Origin of the sequence: Flavobacterium sediminis, assembly GCF_003148385.1 — a bacterium.
Lineage (GTDB): Bacteria > Bacteroidota > Bacteroidia > Flavobacteriales > Flavobacteriaceae > Flavobacterium > Flavobacterium sediminis.
On the sequence record NZ_CP029463.1, the window covers coordinates 2,720,973 to 2,739,172 of the forward strand.

At 38.2% G+C, this 18,200-nt stretch carries 10 protein-coding genes; 9 read left to right on the forward strand and 1 reads right to left on the reverse strand.

Translation table 11 applies throughout. The features are described 5' to 3' along the window. The first annotated feature begins 1 nt into the window (after position 1). A complete protein-coding gene (glyA, locus tag DI487_RS12555) occupies positions 2–1,276 on the forward strand; it encodes a serine hydroxymethyltransferase (RefSeq protein ID WP_109569961.1) in 1,275 nt (424 codons plus the stop codon). Between the two features lie 53 nt (positions 1,277–1,329). Here glyA and DI487_RS12560 read toward each other — a convergent pair whose 3' ends face one another. Beyond that, on the reverse strand, positions 1,330–2,349 hold the full coding sequence (locus DI487_RS12560; protein ID WP_109569962.1) for a M28 family metallopeptidase: 1,020 nt from the start codon (positions 2,347–2,349) through the stop codon (positions 1,330–1,332). Positions 2,350–2,635: 286 nt separating this feature from the next. Here DI487_RS12560 and DI487_RS12565 point away from each other — a divergent pair, with 286 nt between their 5' ends. The 8 genes from DI487_RS12565 to DI487_RS12595 all read left to right on the forward strand — a co-directional run bounded on the left by DI487_RS12565 (position 2,636) and on the right by DI487_RS12595 (position 17,794). After that, positions 2,636–3,016 (forward strand): hypothetical protein, encoded by a 381-nt coding sequence (locus DI487_RS12565; protein WP_146193466.1) that lies wholly within the window; start codon positions 2,636–2,638, stop codon positions 3,014–3,016. Between the two features lie 5 nt (positions 3,017–3,021). After that, positions 3,022–10,059, forward strand: coding sequence for a T9SS type B sorting domain-containing protein (locus DI487_RS12570; protein WP_109569964.1), 7,038 nt, complete (start codon positions 3,022–3,024; stop codon positions 10,057–10,059). Positions 10,060–10,195: 136 nt separating this feature from the next. Further along, positions 10,196–10,618 (forward strand): HYC_CC_PP family protein, encoded by a 423-nt coding sequence (locus DI487_RS12575; RefSeq protein ID WP_449404176.1) that lies wholly within the window; start codon positions 10,196–10,198, stop codon positions 10,616–10,618. Between the two features lie 87 nt (positions 10,619–10,705). Beyond that, positions 10,706–10,882, forward strand: coding sequence for a hypothetical protein (locus DI487_RS16710; RefSeq protein ID WP_394335958.1), 177 nt, complete (start codon positions 10,706–10,708; stop codon positions 10,880–10,882). A gap of 47 nt (positions 10,883–10,929) precedes the next feature. Continuing rightward, on the forward strand, positions 10,930–14,445 hold the full coding sequence (locus tag DI487_RS12580) for an efflux RND transporter permease subunit (protein ID WP_394335980.1): 3,516 nt from the start codon (positions 10,930–10,932) through the stop codon (positions 14,443–14,445). Continuing rightward, complete coding sequence (locus DI487_RS12585) at positions 14,426–15,655, forward strand: TolC family protein (RefSeq protein WP_109569965.1); 1,230 nt, start codon at positions 14,426–14,428, stop codon at positions 15,653–15,655. The genes DI487_RS12580 and DI487_RS12585 overlap by 20 nt, the downstream gene beginning before the upstream one ends. A 9-nt stretch (positions 15,656–15,664) precedes the next feature. Further along, positions 15,665–17,368 (forward strand): efflux RND transporter periplasmic adaptor subunit, encoded by a 1,704-nt coding sequence (locus DI487_RS12590; protein WP_109569966.1) that lies wholly within the window; start codon positions 15,665–15,667, stop codon positions 17,366–17,368. 15 nt (positions 17,369–17,383) lie between these two features. After that, complete coding sequence (locus DI487_RS12595; protein ID WP_109569967.1) at positions 17,384–17,794, forward strand: heavy-metal-associated domain-containing protein; 411 nt, start codon at positions 17,384–17,386, stop codon at positions 17,792–17,794. Positions 17,795–18,200: the final 406 nt, after the last annotated feature.

An 18,200-nucleotide genomic window follows, 5' to 3' on the forward strand; every position in this document is an offset into this window, starting at 1 on the left:
AATGCAACGCGACGAACAAATTTTTGATCTGATTCTTGACGAACAAGATAGACAAATTCACGGAATTGAGTTAATTGCTTCTGAAAACTTTGTAAGTGATCAAGTCATGGAAGCTGCTGGTTCTTGTTTAACGAATAAATATGCTGAAGGCTATCCCGGAAGACGTTATTACGGAGGGTGTGAAGTAGTGGATATTGTAGAGCAAATCGCGATTGATAGAGCAAAGGCTTTGTTTGGCGCAGAATATGCAAACGTGCAGCCGCACTCGGGTTCGCAAGCTAATACAGCCGTTTTCGCCGCTTGTTTACAGCCGGGAGATAAGATTTTAGGATTTGATTTAGCTCATGGCGGACATTTGACACACGGTTCTCCGGTAAACTTTTCGGGTAAATTGTACCAACCGGTTTTCTATGGTGTGGAAAAAGAAACAGGTGTGTTGAATTATGATAAAATTCAGGAAATAGCAACTCAGGAGAAACCGAAATTGATTATTGCGGGTGCTTCGGCTTATTCCCGAGATATGGATTTTAAACGTTTCAGAGAAATTGCAGATAGTGTAGGAGCTATTTTAATGGCTGACGTTTCGCATCCGGCTGGATTGATTGCCAAAGGTTTGTTAAACGATCCGATACCGCATTGTCATATTGTGACAACAACGACTCATAAAACATTACGGGGACCTCGTGGCGGAATGATCATGATGGGTAAAGATTTTGAAAACCCTTGGGGATATACAACTCCGAAAGGAGAGGTGAAAATGATGTCTAATTTATTAGATATGGCTGTTTTTCCCGGAAATCAAGGAGGACCTTTAATGCATATCATTGCTGCTAAAGCAGTAGCTTTTGGTGAAGCTCTAACAGATGAGTTCTTCCGTTATGCTTTACAGGTGCAAAAAAATGCAAAGGCTATGGCAGAAGCATTTGTTAAGAGAGGTTACAATATCATTTCCGGCGGAACGGATAATCACATGATGTTGATTGACCTGCGCAATAAAAATATCACGGGCAAGGAAGCAGAAAATGCTTTGGTAAAAGCCGAGATTACAGTTAATAAGAACATGGTTCCGTTTGATGATAAATCGCCGTTCGTTACTTCCGGTATTAGGGTGGGAACTCCGGCTATCACAACCAGAGGAATGGTAGAAGCAGATATGGAAACTATCGTTGCTTTAATAGACAAAGTATTAACTAATCATACAGATGAAAATGTTTTAGAACAAGTAGCAGAAGAAGTGAATGACTTAATGGGAGAGAGAGCTATGTTTGTTTTCTAAAAAAATAAATATTTATAAAAAAAAAGCCTTTACAATTTGTAAAGGCTTTTTTTTTATTTCCCGTCTTTATCGACTATGATTTTTTCTTCTCTGTTGGCTAATTCCCAAGCCAGTGCAAAAGCTAATTGAGCGCGTTTTGCCAATGCATCATATTCTATTTTATCCGGTGTGTCTGTTGCCATGTGGTAATCGGCATGTATTCCGTTAAAAAAGAAGATTGCAGGAACACCTTTTTTGGCAAAATTGTAATGATCAGAACGGTAATAGATTCTTTCCGGATCGTTACGGTCATTGTATTTGTAATCTAATTCCATTTGAGTATACTTTGAATTCATACGCTCATTGATTTCATGTAATTCAGAACTCAAACGATCCGATCCGATTACGTAAATATAATTATTAGTAGCAGGATGTAAAGTATCACGTCGTCCGATCATGTCAATATTGATGTCGGCCACAGTATTTTCGAACGGATACAACGGATGTTCGGAATAATAACGAGAACCGTGAAGACCGTGTTCTTCGCCTGTAACGTGTAAGAACAGGATAGAACGTTTAGGTTTGAAGCCATCTTTTTCAGCTAGTTTAAAAGCTTCTGCAATTTCGAGTAAGGCAACAGTTCCTGATCCGTCATCGTCAGCACCGTTATAAACTTCCCCGTTTTTCATACCAACATGGTCATAATGGGCAGAAACAATGACTACTTCTTCCGGTTTTTCATTACCTTTTATAAAGGCCCAGATATTTTCGGAATCATTTAATTTAGGAGAAAAGCCTCTTGCCATAAACTCTGACGGAACTTTTTGATACCAACTTTCAGCGGCAGGAGGGAATTTTATTTTGTTAGCTTCATATTGATAAATTAAGTATTTACCTGCTTTTTTCTGTCCTTCAGTTCCGGTATCTCTTCCTTGCATTTCATCGGAAGCTACAATATAAAGGTGTTCCCTTAATTCATTAGGTGTTATAGTTTGTAAGTAAGTATTTATATCTGCTGCTTTTTGAGATTTACCGGCTGAGCATCCGGTTAAAATGATTCCTGTTAACAGATAGATTAGTTTCTTTTTATTCATTTTTAATGTTTTAGAGTTGAAGGCAAATATAAAAATTGATTTTTATTCAGATGATTTATTTGTATAATCTTGTTTTGATAGTCTAATTAACTGTCTTGATGTGTTTTTGTTGATGATTGTTTGTTTTTTTTACATTTTTTTAGCATAAAATGTTTTTTTATGTAAAATTAATTAAAAAAAACTTTGATTTTTAGTTAAATATTTTAAAATTTGACAGTAGTTAATTTTGTGTTAAAGCTAGATTAACAGTTTGATAATATCGATAAACTATAAAACAAAATCTATTATGAAAAAAAAACTACTTTTAATTTTATTATTTTTATTTTCAATAATGACCTTTTCTCAAGAGGTTGAAGAAGTGACTTATCGCTTTATTAATCCGACTTTAGTTAAAGATATTAGTCAGTATAGAAAGGCTTTTTCAACAGCTGATATGACTAAATTTAGGTATAAAGATAAATCTAATTTTATAGAGTTCTTAAATGGTCTTAAAGTTGAAATTTTTTCAGCAGAACAGTTAATAAGAAAAGGGGTTAAAGTGAACTTAGATAGAATATTAGTTAGAGAGTTCAAAGAGGGATATGTATTGAAACTTTCAGATGATGGAAACTATATTTTACAGCAGTTTACAGCAGTAGAGTTTAAAAGTAGAAAACTTAAAAAGTAATTAGTATGAGAAAAAATTATACGAAGTTACTATTATCAATTATTTTATTGATTGTAAGTTATACAAATTTATTTGCGCAAGATGTTTGTTCAACAGCAGTAGATTTAGGAATACTTCCTTCACCTGCTCCCTGTGGTTCAACTAATAGTGGATCAACTTTGATATATAATGGGACTACTATAGGAGCTAATGCTGAGAATCCATATAGCTCTTTGTCGTGTATGGATGCTCCGGCAGCTGATGTTTGGGTCTCATTTGTGGCTCAGGGAAATCAGTTAGATATAAATTTCACATCTGGGTTAAATGATGCTAATATAGGGGTTTATTCGAGTCCGTCTGGGAATTGTAGTGATCTTACAGGGGTGCTGTGTGAGACGAGTAATAATGGAAACATATCAACTATTCTTGAGGCAATAACCGAAGGTGAAACTTATTTCATGCAAATAAGTGGAGTAGATGAAACTGATTTTGCTGATTTTCAGTTAGAGTTGACAGCAATAAATAACTGTGATCAGTGTGTTTTAGCATCAAATTTAACAATTAATCCAACCCCGACAGGAGGATTTTATTTACCGGGAACAACGGTTGATATTTGTTTTGAAGTAACTGAATTTGAACAGATAGGAGCCAACTGGTTAGCAGCTATTGTACCTAGTTTTGGTCCAGGTTGGGATCTAAGTACTTTGACGGGTATATCATCTCCGACAGCTGGAGGTAATTACGTTTGGGTTTGGGATAATGGACCAGAGGGTTGGGGATGGTATGTTGATTATGACCCTGCAGGGCCTACTGGACCTAACGGGAATTATACAGATAATTATGGTGATCCTGATATAGATGGAGTTGGATCTTGGATTTTTTGTTTTCAAATTACGACTACAACTTCTTGTGTTCCCAATCTCGATTTAGGAATAAATATAGATACGTTTTCGGATTCTGAAATGGGAGGATGGTCGACAGGAGGGTGTTCTGTAGATCCAAATTTTCCTTTTTTTGCAGAGATGCAATGTTGTAATATTCCTCTAGCAACAGTAACAGATGAAACATGTTCTGCTTTAGGCTCTGCAACAGTTGAAGGTCAAGGTGGAGTACAACCTTATGATTATGTTTGGGAAGATTCAACTGGGAATGTGATTTATACAGATAATAATAATTCAGGTATAAGTTCAGCTTCTGGGTTGAGCGCAGGTACATATACTATAACAGTTACTGATGATGTAGGTTGCGTGCAGATTATTGATGTTACGGTTAGTCTTTTTTGTATGTGTCAATTAACTAACCTATCAGGTAATGAAAGCCAATCTATATGTCAGGGAGAATCTATAGTAGATATACTTTATGAATTCGGAGGGGTAGCTACTGGAGTTAATGTCTCAGGATTACCGACGGGAGTTTCTTTTTCAGTTTCTGGAAATACATTGACAATAAGCGGAACACCAACAGTAAGTGGCACTTTTAATTATACAGTTACAACTATTGGGTGTACACCGAATTTGACTGAAACAGGAACAATTGATATAACCGCACCTAATACACCAACATTCACAGCTATAGGTCCTTTGTGTCAGAACAGTACAGCCCCGTCTTTACCGGTTACATCTGATAACGGTGTAACGGGAACCTGGTCTCCATCAAGTATAGATACATCCGTAGCAGGTACGTCAACCTATACCTTTACTCCCGATGCGGGACAGTGTTCGGTGCAAACGAGTATGGATATAAGTATTACGAATGAGATTACTCCGTTGTTCACGGGGATAGGTCCATTATGTCAGAACAGTACGGCTCCGTCTTTACCGGTTACATCTGATAACGGAATAACAGGAATTTGGTCTCCTTCAAATATAGATACATCCGCAGGAGGTACGTCAACCTATACCTTTACTCCCGATGCGGGACAGTGTTCGGTGCAAACGAGTATGGACATTACGATCACGGATGAGATCACTCCGTTGTTCACGGGGATAGGTCCTTTGTGTCAGAACAGTACGGCTCCGTCTTTACTGGTTACATCTGATAACGGTGTAACGGGAACCTGGTCCCCATCAAGTATAGATACTTCAGTAACAGGTACTTTGACCTATACCTTTACTCCTGATGCGGGACAATGTGCAGTACAGGCGAGTATGGATATAAGCATTACGAATGAGATTACTCCGTTGTTCACGGGGATAGGTCCATTATGTCAGAACAGTACGGCTCCGTCTTTACCGGTTACATCTGATAACGGAATAACAGGAATTTGGTCTCCTTCAAATATAGATACATCCGCAGGAGGTACGTCAACCTATACCTTTACTCCTGATGCGGGTCAATGTGCAGTACAGGCGAGTATGGACATTACGATCACGGATGAGATCACTCCGGTGTTCACAGCTATAGGTCCATTATGTCAGAACAGTACAGCCCCGTCTTTACCGGTTACATCTGATAACGGAATAACAGGAATTTGGTCTCCTTCAAATATAGATACATCCGCAGGAGGTACGTCAACCTATACCTTTACTCCTGATGCGGGTCAATGTGCAGTACAGGCGAGTATGGACATTACGATCACGGATGAGATCACTCCGTTGTTCACAGCTATAGGTCCATTATGTCAGAACAGTACAGCCCCGTCTTTACCGGTTACATCTGATAACGGAGTAACGGGAACCTGGTCCCCATCAAGTATAGATACATCCGTAGCAGGTACGTCAACCTATACCTTTACTCCCGATGCGGGTCAATGTGCAGTACAGGCGAGTATGGACATTACGATCACGGATGAGATCACTCCGGTGTTCACAGCTATAGGTCCATTATGTCAGAACAGTACGGCTCCGTCTTTACCGGTTACATCTGATAACGGTGTAACGGGAACCTGGTCTCCATCAAGTATAGATACATCCGCAGGAGGTACGTCAACCTATACCTTTACTCCCGATGCGGGACAGTGTTCGGTGCAAACGAGTATGGATATAAGCATTACGAATGAGATCACTCCGTTGTTCACGGGGATAGGTCCTTTGTGTCAGAACAGTACAGCCCCGTCTTTACCGGTTACATCTGATAACGGAATAACAGGAATTTGGTCTCCTTCAAATATAGATACATCCGCAGGAGGTACGTCAACCTATACCTTTACTCCTGATGCGGGACAGTGTTCGGTGCAAACGAGTATGAACATTACGATCACGGATGAGATCACTCCGGTGTTCACGGGGATAGGTCCTTTGTGTCAGAACAGTACGGCTCCGTCTTTACCGGTTACATCTGATAACGGTGTAACGGGAACCTGGTCTCCATCAAGTATAGATACATCCGTAGCAGGTACGTCAACCTATACCTTTACTCCCGATGCGGGACAGTGTTCGGTGCAAACGAGTATGGATATAAGTATTACGAATGAGATCACTCCGGTGTTCACAGCTATAGGTCCATTATGTCAGAACAGTACGGCTCCGTCTTTACCGGTTACATCTGATAACGGTGTAACGGGAACCTGGTCTCCATCAAGTATAGATACATTCGTAGCAGGTACGTCAACCTATACCTTTACTCCCGATGCGGGTCAATGTGCAGTACAGGCAAGTATGAATATTATGATAAATGATATTCATACGATAACTCAAGGAACAGATGAAACAGTTTGTGAGAACGATGCAATGATGTCAATAGTAATGACGATCGGAGGCGGCGCAACAGGAGCCACAGTAAGTGGTCTTCCTACAGGTGTTAGTTTATCGGTATCGGGGAATACGGTAACGATTAGTGGGACTCCGACAGAATCCGGAATATTTACTTATACGGTGACCACAACGGGTAATGGCTGTGATACGGCAATGACGAGTGGTACAATTACGGTAAATGAAAACCATACGATAACTCAAGGAACAGATGAAACAGTTTGTGAGAACGATTCAATGATATCAATAGTAATGACGATTGGAGGCGGCGCAACAGGAGCCATAGTAAGTGGTCTTCCTACAGGTGTTAGTTTATCGGTATCGGGGAATACGGCAACGATTAGTGGGACTCCGACAGAATCCGGAATATTTACTTATACGGTGACCACAACGGGTAATGGCTGTGATACGGCAATGACGAGTGGTACGATTACGGTAAATGAAAACCATACGATAACTCAAGGAACAGATGAAACGGTTTGTGAGAATGATGCAATGATGTCAATAGTAATGATGATCGGAGGCGGCGCAACAGGAGCCACAGTAAGTGGTCTTCCTACAGGTGTTAGTTTATCGGTATCGGGGAATACGGTAACGATTAGTGGGACTCCGACAGAATCCGGAATATTTACTTATACGGTGACCACAACGGGTAATGGCTGTGATACGGCAATGACGAGTGGTACAATTACGGTAAATGAAAACCATACGATAACTCAAGGAACAGATGAAACAGTTTGTGAGAACGATGCAATGATATCAATAGTAATGACGATTGGAGGCGGCGCAACAGGAGCCACAGTAAGTGGTCTTCCTACTGGTGTTAGTTTATCGGTATCGGGGAATACGGTAACGATTAGTGGAACTCCGACAGAATCCGGAATATTTACTTATACGGTGACCACAACGGGTAATGGCTGTGATACGGCAATGACGAGTGGTACAATTACGGTAAATGAAAACCATACGATAACTCAAGGAACAGATGAAACAGTTTGTGAGAACGATGCAATGATGTCAATAGTAATGACGATTGGAGGCGGCGCAACAGGAGCCACAGTAAGTGGTCTTCCTACAGGTGTTAGTTTATCGGTATCGGGGAATACAGTAACGATTAGTGGGACTCCGACAGAATCCGGAATATTTACTTATACGGTGACCACAACGGGTAATGGCTGTGATACGGCAATGACGAGTGGTACAATTACGGTAAATGATATTCATACGATAACTCAAGGAACAGATGAAACAGTTTGTGAGAACGATGCAATGATGTCAATAGTAATGACGATCGGAGGCGGCGCAACAGGAGCCACAGTAAGTGGTCTTCCTACTGGTGTTAGTTTATCGGTATCGGGGAATACGGTAACGATTAGTGGAACTCCGACAGAATCCGGAATATTTACTTATACGGTGACCACAACGGGTAATGGTTGTGATACGGCTACAACGAGTGGAACAATTACTGTGAATGAGCCTTATACAGCAACAATAAATTATGATGAGACAAGTTATTGTGAGTCTTATGGAATAGTAGCTGTTCATTTTAATGGAACAGGAGTAAACGGTATTTATACAGCAACTCCTTCAGGTTTATCGATTGACCCTCAAACAGGAGAGATCAACACTACATTAAGTAGTCCTGCAACTTATACTGTAATGTATGAAGTGCCTCAAAATGGGGCATGTACTCCTTATTTTGTGACAACACAAATAGAAATAAAATCAGTTCCTATAATAACGGCTTCCTATAATACTGTTTGTAACGGAAATCAAACAGATATTGTTATTTCAAGTTCAAATGTTAACGTAAGTGACCTGACTTATACTTGGACAGCAACTATAGTGAATGTAGATAATTCTACGTATAATCAATCGGGGGATCAAAGTGATATCAATCAAATTGTTAATCTCATGGATGGAAATACAACTGGATATATAGATATGCAAGTTGTTCCGACAGCAAATGGATGTATAGGTCAGCCTATTAATTTCATGGTACAGGTTAACCCTATACCTGATCCGGCAAATATCGACATTAACATAGCCTCAGTATCTGTATGTAGCGGAGATGTGGTAGAGGTTAATATCTCAGGTCTTCCTACAGGTATGGACTTCAACTGGGTAGCACAAACCAGCGGATTGAGTACAACAGGTTCCACCAGCGGAACAACAGACAGTACGATCTCATTACCGTTTACGGTGAATGATCCTATGCAGTCCGGAACAGTATACTTTGAGATCACTCCTGTTTTAGGGACTTGTGTAGGTCCTGTGATCGTGAGTGATACCATAACGGTAAATCCGATACCGGGTAGTATCTTAGAGCCAACAGTAGCACCTGAGATCTGTAGCGAAGAGATTGTTTATGACGATCTGGATATTTATGTAGGTTATCCGAATATAACAGGTGTAGAGGTTTACTGGGAAGTACAGGATGCCGTAGGCGTAACAGGAGCTTTACCGGGTAATACGAATGTATTGCCTGCAGAAATACCTGATCAGTTGTTTACAACAAGCGATAGTCAGGGATATGTGATCTACAAAGTCTGGACACAGTTAGGTAGTTGTATGGGCGAGATCAAATACATTACGGTTTATGTGAACCCATTGCCAGAGCCGGAACTTGAAAACAGTGCTATCTGTGTGGAACAGGTGAGCGGTGTGGTTTATCAGACCACGATATTGAATGCAGGAGATTTCAGTGGCGGTAACTATCAGTTTGAATGGTTTATGGATGCCGGAAGCGGTCCTGTATCAGTAGCAACGTTATCTAATGATTCAACGTTAGAGGTATCAGAGGCAGCGAGTTATTATGTAGTGGTAACGAATCTGGACACGAATTGTGAAGGGATCTCCAATACTGTAGTAGTAGAGGAGACCAATCCTGCGACAAATATAGTGACTACGGTAACGGATGCCTTTACGGATAGTGCAACGGTAGTGGTAACGGTATCCGGAGGAAGTAACGGAGATTACCTGTATCAGTTGGATGAGGAATCGTTACAATCGAGCAATGTGTTTACCGGAGTAAGCTCGGGAGAGCATCAGATCACTGTAGTAGACACACAAGGCTGTACCTTCTTACAGGATACGGTAACGGTGATAGACTATCCTAAGTATTTTACACCGAATGGAGACGGAATACATGATACTTGGAATATTGTTGGATTAAATCAGGCAGAAGCTAAATTGTATATCTTTGACCGTTATGGTAAATTGATAAAACAAATAAGTACATTAAATGAGAGTCAAGGATGGGATGGGACTTACAATGGGCATCCTTTACCATCAACAGACTATTGGTTTAGTTTGCAATATGAAGAGCATGGAGTAATGAAAGAATTTAAAGCACATTTTTCATTAAAGAGATAATTGATAATTATTATTTGTTATGGTTATGTGAAGAGTTGTTCTTAAATAAGGACAGCTCTTTACTTTTTTCATTACTAATTGACTAAAAGTCTGTTAAAATATAAAGAATTAAAAAAATAACTGTAATTTTGTTCTTATGAACTATAAAACACTCCATAAAAGTATAGCTGTTGTAATGGTATTCGTAGTCTTATTTTCTACGTTATCATTTACAATAAGTAAGCACTATTGTGGTGATAAATTGGTAGATACAGCTATTTTTCAGGAAGCAAAGACTTGTGGAATGGAAAAGTTACAAGTGTTGACTAACTCAAAATGTTCAGTTACTAAAAAATCCTGTTGCTCAGATGAACATTTGGTTATTAAAGGGCAGGAAGAAATGAAACTCTCTTCATTTGATAAACTAAGCCTTGAGCAACAATTATTCTTCACAACTTTTTGTTATACTTATTTTAGTTTGTTCAATGCAATTGAACAAAAAGAAAATAATTTTAAAGATTACTCTCCGCCTTTAATAGTCAGGGACATTCATCTACTTGATGAAGTATATTTAATTTGATTATTTGATATAGGTTTTAAAAATCCGAAGTGGACTCAGTTCCGTTTTGGACAAAACTTTTTTGTCAAATGATTAAATTAAATAATTATGCTTAATAAGATCATTAAATTTTTAATTGAGAATAAATTAGTAGCCGTCTTATTATTAGTATTGTTTGTCGGTTGGGGAATAATTCATGCTCCGTTCAGTTGGGATACAAAAGTATTACCCAATTATCCGGTTCCTGTTGATGCGATACCGGATATAGGTGAAAATCACAAATAGTATTTACAAAATGGGACGGGCGCTCTCCTCAAGATATTGAGGATCAGATTACCTATCCGTTAACGACTTCATTGTTGGGAATTCCCGGGGTAAAAACCATTCGGAGTTCCTCGATGTTCGGTTTCTCCAGTATCTATATCATTTTTGAAGAAGATGTAGAGTTTTATTGGAGCCGTTCCAGAATTTTAGAAAAATTAAATTCATTACCTAACGGATTGCTTCCTGACGGAGTTAGTCCTTCGTTAGGACCGGATGCTACGGCTCTAGGGCAAATATTTTGGTATACATTAGAAGGAAGGGATGAAAACGGAAAGGTAACGGGAGGTTGGGATCTGAATGAGCTTCGCAGCATACAGGATTATTATGTGAAATATGCCCTTTCCTCTGCTAGCGGTGTTTCTGAAGTGGCATCGATAGGCGGATATGTTCAGGAATATCAGATCGATATTGATCCTGAGCTGATGCGGCAATATAATATCAACCTTCAACAAGTAGTAAAGGCTGTAAAAGAAAGCAATCAGGATATCGGAGCACAGACTATAGAAATAAATCAGGTAGAATATTTGGTTAGGGGACTCGGTTATGTGAAATCATTGAAAGATATTGAAAATGCAGTAGTAACGTCAAAAGATTTCACTCCGGTAAAGATAAAAGATGTTGCCAAAGTATCATTAGGGGCAATGACCAGAAGAGGGATATTAGATAAAGAAGGTGCTGAAGTGGCGGGAGGTGTTGTAGTAGCAAGATACGGAGCCAATCCTCTGGAAGTCATTAATAATGTAAAAGAAAAGATTAAGGAAGTTAGTACCGGTTTGCCGAGTAAAAAATTAAAGGACGGAAGAGTCTCTCAATTGACAATAGTGCCTTTTTACGACCGAACAGAACTGATCCAAGAAACCTTAGGTACATTAAACGAAGCTTTAACTCTTGAGATACTGATTACAATCTTAGTAATTGTAGTGATGGTTCTTAACTTAAGAGCCTCAATTCTAATTTCAGGTTTGTTACCGGTTGCCGTTCTGATGGTTTTTATAGCGATGAAAGCATTCAATGTTGATGCCAATATAGTTGCTCTTTCCGGTATAGCCATTGCTATAGGAACTATGGTCGATGTAGGAGTGATCTTATCTGAAAATATCATAAGGCATTTAGAAAGTGATTCCAAAAAGTTACCTATAAATACGGTTGTATACAATGCTACTTCAGAAGTTTCAGGAGCAATAGTAACGGCAGTTATGACTACAGTTATAAGTTTTATTCCTGTTTTCACAATGGTCGGAGCAGAAGGAAAACTTTTCAGGCCATTAGCATTTACAAAAACATTCGCACTGATTGCTTCTATAATCGTAGCATTGTTTATTATTCCGCCTTTTGCGGCATTTGTATTTAAAAGAAAATCACTTACTACTAAAGCAGCAGCGCTGATTCAGGCACTATTTGTTCTTATCGGTATTACAGGATTGTTCTATGGGTATTGGTTGGGAATGGTCTTGATTTTATTCGGAGCAATATACTTCTTATCTAATACTAATGCAGTTATAAGCAAAAACAGAAATCGTATCAATATCATTATAGCATCGGGAACTATTATAGGATTGTTGTCAGAGTACTGGCGGCCTTTAGGTGTTGATAAAAGCCTTTTTATTAATCTACTATTTGTAAGTATTATATGTTTAGGGTTATTAGGTATTTTTTCTATTTTTCAAAAGTATTATACACACATTTTAAAATGGGCATTGCATCATAAATTACTCTTTTTAACCATTCCGGCTAGTGTATTTATTTGTGGAATGTTAATCTTTAAGAACGCCGGAAAAGAATTTATGCCCTCTTTGAACGAAGGAGCTTTCTTGTTGATGCCAACTTCAATGCCGCATTCCGGAGTAGAAGAAAATAAGCATGTCTTGCAACAGCTAGATATGGCTGTGGCCAATATTCCGGAGATAGAAACCGTTGTCGGAAAATCTGGGAGAGTGGAATCAGCATTGGATCCGGCTCCCTTATCGATGTATGAAAATATCATTTTGTATAAACCGGAATATGCCCTAAATGAAGAAGGAAAACGCCAACGTTATAAAATAAACGATGAAGGAGCCTTTGTGTTGAAGGACGGAAAAACGGTTTTTAATCCGAATACTATCAAAAACGATTCAATAGATGAAAGGTTTTATAAAATTTCTCCCGATGATCTGATTGAAGATAATAGAGGGGAGTTGTTCAGAAACTGGAGACCATTTATCAAATCGGAAAATGATATATGGAATGAGATTGTAAAAAAGACAAAACTTCCCGGAATTACGTCAGCACCTAAGTTGCAACCTATAGAAACAAGGTTGGTAATGTTGCAAACCGGTATGCGTGCACCTATGGGGATTAAAGTAAAAGGACAGAACCTGAAACAAATAGAAGATTTCGGTATCCAATTAGAAGAGATCCTGAAAAATGTAGAAGGTGTAAAAAGTGAAGCCGTATTTGCAGACAGAATTGTAGGTAAACCTTATGTATTGATCGACATTGATAGAGAAAAAATAGCTAATTACGGCATATCAATTCAAATGGTACAAGATGTTTTGAAAGTAGCTGTTGGCGGCATGCCACTTACCCAAACTGTAGAAGGAAGGGAGCGGTATGGCATACGGGTTCGTTACCCCAGAGAATTGCGTTCAAACCCTACAGATCTGGCGAATATCTACATCCCGACAGCGAGTGGTAAACCAGTACCTTTAAGTACTCTGGCTACAATTCGATATGAGCAAGGACCACAAGCGATAAAGAGCGAAGATACCTTTTTGATAGGTTATGTGTTATTTGACAAACTACCTGATTTTGCAGAAGTTAACGTTGTTGAAAATGCTCAGGATGTAATTAGTCAAAAGATAGAGCGCGGGGAACTGCTTGTACCGAAAGGAATCTCATACCAATTTACCGGAACATACGAAAATCAGATAAGAGCCGAAAAAACCTTGTCTTTAGTAGTGCCTTTAGCATTGATCATAATATTTCTAATTCTTTATTTTCAATTTCGTTCGGTAACAACATCATTTATGGTGTTTACAGGAATAGCCGTTGCTTTTGCAGGAGGATTTATCATGATGTGGTTGTATGGTCAGGAATGGTTTCTGAATTTCAGTTTATTCGGAGAAAATTTACGGGATCTGTTTCAAATGCATACCATCAATCTGAGTGTTGCTGTTTGGGTCGGATTTATAGCACTTTTCGGAATTGCTACAGACGACGGAGTAGTCATGGCAACTTATCTGAATCAGTTCTTTTCTAAAGAAAAACCGGAAACCGTTGAAGACATCCGAACGGCTGTTGTACATGCCGGAAATAAAAGAATCAGAGCGTGTTTAATGACTACAGTAACTACAATTCTGGCACTTCTACCGGTATTAACTTCAACTGGCAGAGGAAGTGATATTATGATCCCTATGGCAATTCCGAGTTTTGGAGGAATGATCATCGATGTGACATCCTATTTCATAGTTCCGGTGCTGTATAGCTGGAGAGAAGAATTAGTATTAAAAAGAAAATTGAAAAGCGATGAAAAAGCAAATTTTTAAATTACATGTAGTTGGGCTATTAGTTCTTTTTTCGATTCAGACTAAAGCGCAGGATCTCAATACAATTCTGGATGAAGCCTTACGGAATAATCCGGAAGTACAAGAAATAGAATCACAATACAAAATTACTAAAGAGAAAGAGAATGAGGTAAATGTATTGCCTAATACAGAATTAGGTATAGGAGTGTTTGCTATTACGCCTGAAACGCGAACCGGAGCTCAGACATTTAAAGTTTCGGTTCGTCAAATGATTCCCTGGTTCGGAACGATCACAGCCCGAGAAAATTATGCGGTATCACTATCAGAAGCTAAATATCAGGATTTAGTGATAGTTAAAAGAAAATTGATCAGTACAGTTTCACAATCTTATTACAAACTGTATGAGATTAAAGAAAAGATAAGAGTATTGGAAGAAAACAAAACACTTTTAAAGACATACGAAAAATTAGCACTGACTTCGGTTGAAGTCGGAAAAGCTTCTTTGGTTGATGTTCTGAAATTGCAGATAAGGCAAAATGAATTAGCTCAGTTGCAAAGTGTTTTGAGCGAACAATTTAAAGCGGAACAAACAGTATTAAATAAACTCCTTAACAGAGATTCTGAGATAGCGGTTGACCTTATTACTGATTTAGAAATTCCGGATGAGAAAGAACAAGTATCATTTGAAAGTCTGGAGATCCACCCGGAACTTCTTAAGTATGATAAGTTGTTTCATTCAGTTGAAAAATCAGAGTTACTAAATCAAAAAGAGAAAAGACCGATGATAGGTTTCGGTCTTGATTATATCAATGTCGAGAAAAGACCCGATATGGATTTCAGAGATAACGGGAAAGATGCCTTGATGCCAATGGTTTCACTATCGATCCCTATTTTTAATAAAAAATATAAATCAGTCAGCAAGCAAAACGAATTAAAACAGGAAGAAATTAAAGCACAAAAACAAAATAAACTCAATTTTTTAGAAGCAAGCCTGCAAAAAGCGATTTCTAATAGAAATGCTTCCAGAATCAGTCATGATACACAAGTCAAGAATCTGGAGCAGGCAAAAAGTGCCGAACAAATTTTAATTAAAAGCTATGAAACCGGTACAATTGATTTTAACGATGTACTTGATATTCAGGAATTTGAACTGAAATTTCAAATCAACAAGATTACTTCGGTAGTGGATTATTATATACAAAGTACCATAATTAATTATTTAATTAAATAAAGGGAAAAGATGAAAAAAATTAGTATTTATATAGTATTAGTAGCTGTCGGATTGGTTCTCGGATGGTTACTTTTCGGCAATAAAGAAGCCAATAAAGAATCAAGCCCTGTAACAGCTCAAGAGGCTAAAAAGCAAATGTGGACGTGTTCCATGCACCCCCAGATTATGAAGACTGAACCCGGAAAATGCCCGATCTGCGGTATGGACCTTATTCCGGTAGATCATGACCATCAGGGAGGTTTATCAAAAGAACAGTTTAAATTGACAGAGAACGCCTTAGCTCTGGCAAATGTTCAGACAACTATAGTAGGAAATAGTGGTGGCAAGAGCAATGTTTTAATTGTATCGGGTAAAATATCGGAAAATGAAGAAGCAAATGCTGTCCAGGCCAGTTATTTTTCCGGGAGAATAGAACGATTGCACATCAACTTTACCGGAGAAGAGGTTAAGGCAGGTCAAGCATTAGCAACGATCTATTCGCCGGAACTGGTCAAAGCGCAACAAGAATTGATAACGGCGGCTTCTTTAAAAAGTACCCAACCGGAACTTTACAAAGCGGTAAGAAATAAACTGAAATTATTAAAACTGTCAGATTCTCAGATCAATCAGATCGAAAGCTCAGGAAAGGTAAAGGAATATTTTCCTATTTATGCAACTGTGAGCGGAACGGTTTCGGAAAAATTGGCAGAACAGGGCGATTATGTGAAGCAAGGACAGCCTCTGTTTAAGATATCCGACTTAAATTCCGTTTGGGCTAATTTTGATGTTTACGAAAATCAGATAAGCAATTTTAAAGTCGGACAAGCCATAGTGATCACGACTGAAGCGTATCCTACAGAAGTTTTTAAAGCCAAAATAGCCTTTATAGATCCGGTTCTGAATCCTGATACCCGAGTGGTAAAGATGCGTGCAGTAATCGATAATAAAGACCGAAAGCTAAAACCGTCTATGTTTGTTAAAGGAAAAACAGATAGAGTTAGTCATTCAAAAGAGACCTTGACCGTTCCGGCTACCGCAGTATTATGGACCGGAAAACGTTCGATTGTTTATATAAAACCGAAGCCTGACGAACCGGTTTTTGAAATGCGTGAAGTCCTATTGGGGCAAAAAACAGGGGAAGATTATGAAATAACAGGAGGTTTACAAGCAGGAGAGGAGATTGTTACCAACGGTGTCTTTACAATTGATGCATCAGCTCAGTTGCAGGGCAAAAAATCAATGATGAACAGAAAAGAAGAACCTAACGGATCGGTTAATGTTCCGACAGAATTTAAGAATCAGTTGCAAGTCGTTTATGACCGATATATTGCATTAAAAGACGCTTTGATAAACAGTGATTCTAAACAGGCAAAGCAATTGGCTTCTGCTATTGAAAAAGCAATTGCAGCCGTAGATATGAAATTGGTTCCTAATGAAGCGACTCATAAGCAGTGGATGGCAATAGATCATGCCATAACAGAAAGTGCGGTTGTCATTACAAAATCTTCAGATATTGAAGAGCAACGCAAAGTCTTCAAAAAAATGTCAAACCAATTGATTTTAGCCGTTCAGAATTTCGGAATCAATACAACGACCTATAAATTGTATTGCCCGATGGCTGATAGTGACAGTGGTGCTTATTGGTTAAGTAATGAAGGAAAAGTTTTAAATCCCTATTTCGGAGATAAAATGCTAAAGTGTGGCGAAGTAAAAGAAAAAATTAATAACAAATAAATTAATAGAAATAGTATGAAAAAAGTGTTCTTAAGTGGTTTGATGCTTGCTGCATTAACCTTTACCGGATGTAAAAACGAAGCTAAAAGTGAAACGGAATCCGTTGCAACTGAACAAACAGAAAGTTCGGATAATGCAGAATTAGCAGCTGCTACATTCGGAGTACGAGGAAATTGTGAAATGTGTAAAAGCACTATTGAAGAAGCTGTACATCAATTGGAAGGAATTTCTAAAGCCGATTGGGATGTATCTAAAAAGCAGATCAGTGTATCTTTTGATGCGTCAAAAACTAATTTAGAGGCTATCCATAAAGCGATTGCTGACGCAGGATATGATACTGATAAACTGAACGGAAGTACAGAAGCGTATGACAATTTACCGGAATGTTGTCAATACGACCATGCTATGGAGATGAGTGTTCAATAAGCCTGAATGATTGAAGAGTAATCAAATAATCCAAAGGGAAGAATAGCTTGATTTTTCTTTCTTTTGGATTTTTTTTGGATATAGGATACCTCTATTACAGTTTTTTATTTGATTGTTATCCAATCCATAGCTAAATCGCTTCTTACTGATTTTACAGGTATTTCTAATTCCTAGTATTTGTCAATTCTGTTACTGTTATCTGTCATAAAAACTAAATTCTTAATTATTTTTACATGAAAATATGAAAAAAAAGTGTTAAAAAGGATAGTTTTATTTTCATCGTATTTTCTCAAATTTGAAATAAGTGTATAGCTATGTTTTAAGAAAGTAAAGATCAAACTGAAACAAATATAGAATAAATTCCAAAAAATTAGGAAACAGTAATGAGGTGAATTATAGTTGTGTC

Excerpts from the sequence above, each read along its gene's own strand:
- glyA (WP_109569961.1), top strand. The coding sequence starts at position 2 with ATGCAACGCGACGAACAAATTTTTGATCTGATTCTTGACGAACAAGAT.
- DI487_RS16710 (WP_394335958.1), top strand. The coding sequence starts at position 10,706 with ATGCTTAATAAGATCATTAAATTTTTAATTGAGAATAAATTAGTAGCC.
- DI487_RS12560 (WP_109569962.1), bottom strand. The coding sequence starts at position 2,349 with ATGAATAAAAAGAAACTAATCTATCTGTTAACAGGAATCATTTTAACC.
- DI487_RS12565 (WP_146193466.1), top strand. The coding sequence starts at position 2,636 with ATGAAAAAAAAACTACTTTTAATTTTATTATTTTTATTTTCAATAATG.
- DI487_RS12590 (WP_109569966.1), top strand. The coding sequence starts at position 15,665 with ATGAAAAAAATTAGTATTTATATAGTATTAGTAGCTGTCGGATTGGTT.
- DI487_RS12595 (WP_109569967.1), top strand. The coding sequence starts at position 17,384 with ATGAAAAAAGTGTTCTTAAGTGGTTTGATGCTTGCTGCATTAACCTTT.
- DI487_RS12570 (WP_109569964.1), top strand. The coding sequence starts at position 3,022 with ATGAGAAAAAATTATACGAAGTTACTATTATCAATTATTTTATTGATT.
- DI487_RS12585 (WP_109569965.1), top strand. The coding sequence starts at position 14,426 with ATGAAAAAGCAAATTTTTAAATTACATGTAGTTGGGCTATTAGTTCTT.
- DI487_RS12575 (WP_449404176.1), top strand. The coding sequence starts at position 10,196 with ATGAACTATAAAACACTCCATAAAAGTATAGCTGTTGTAATGGTATTC.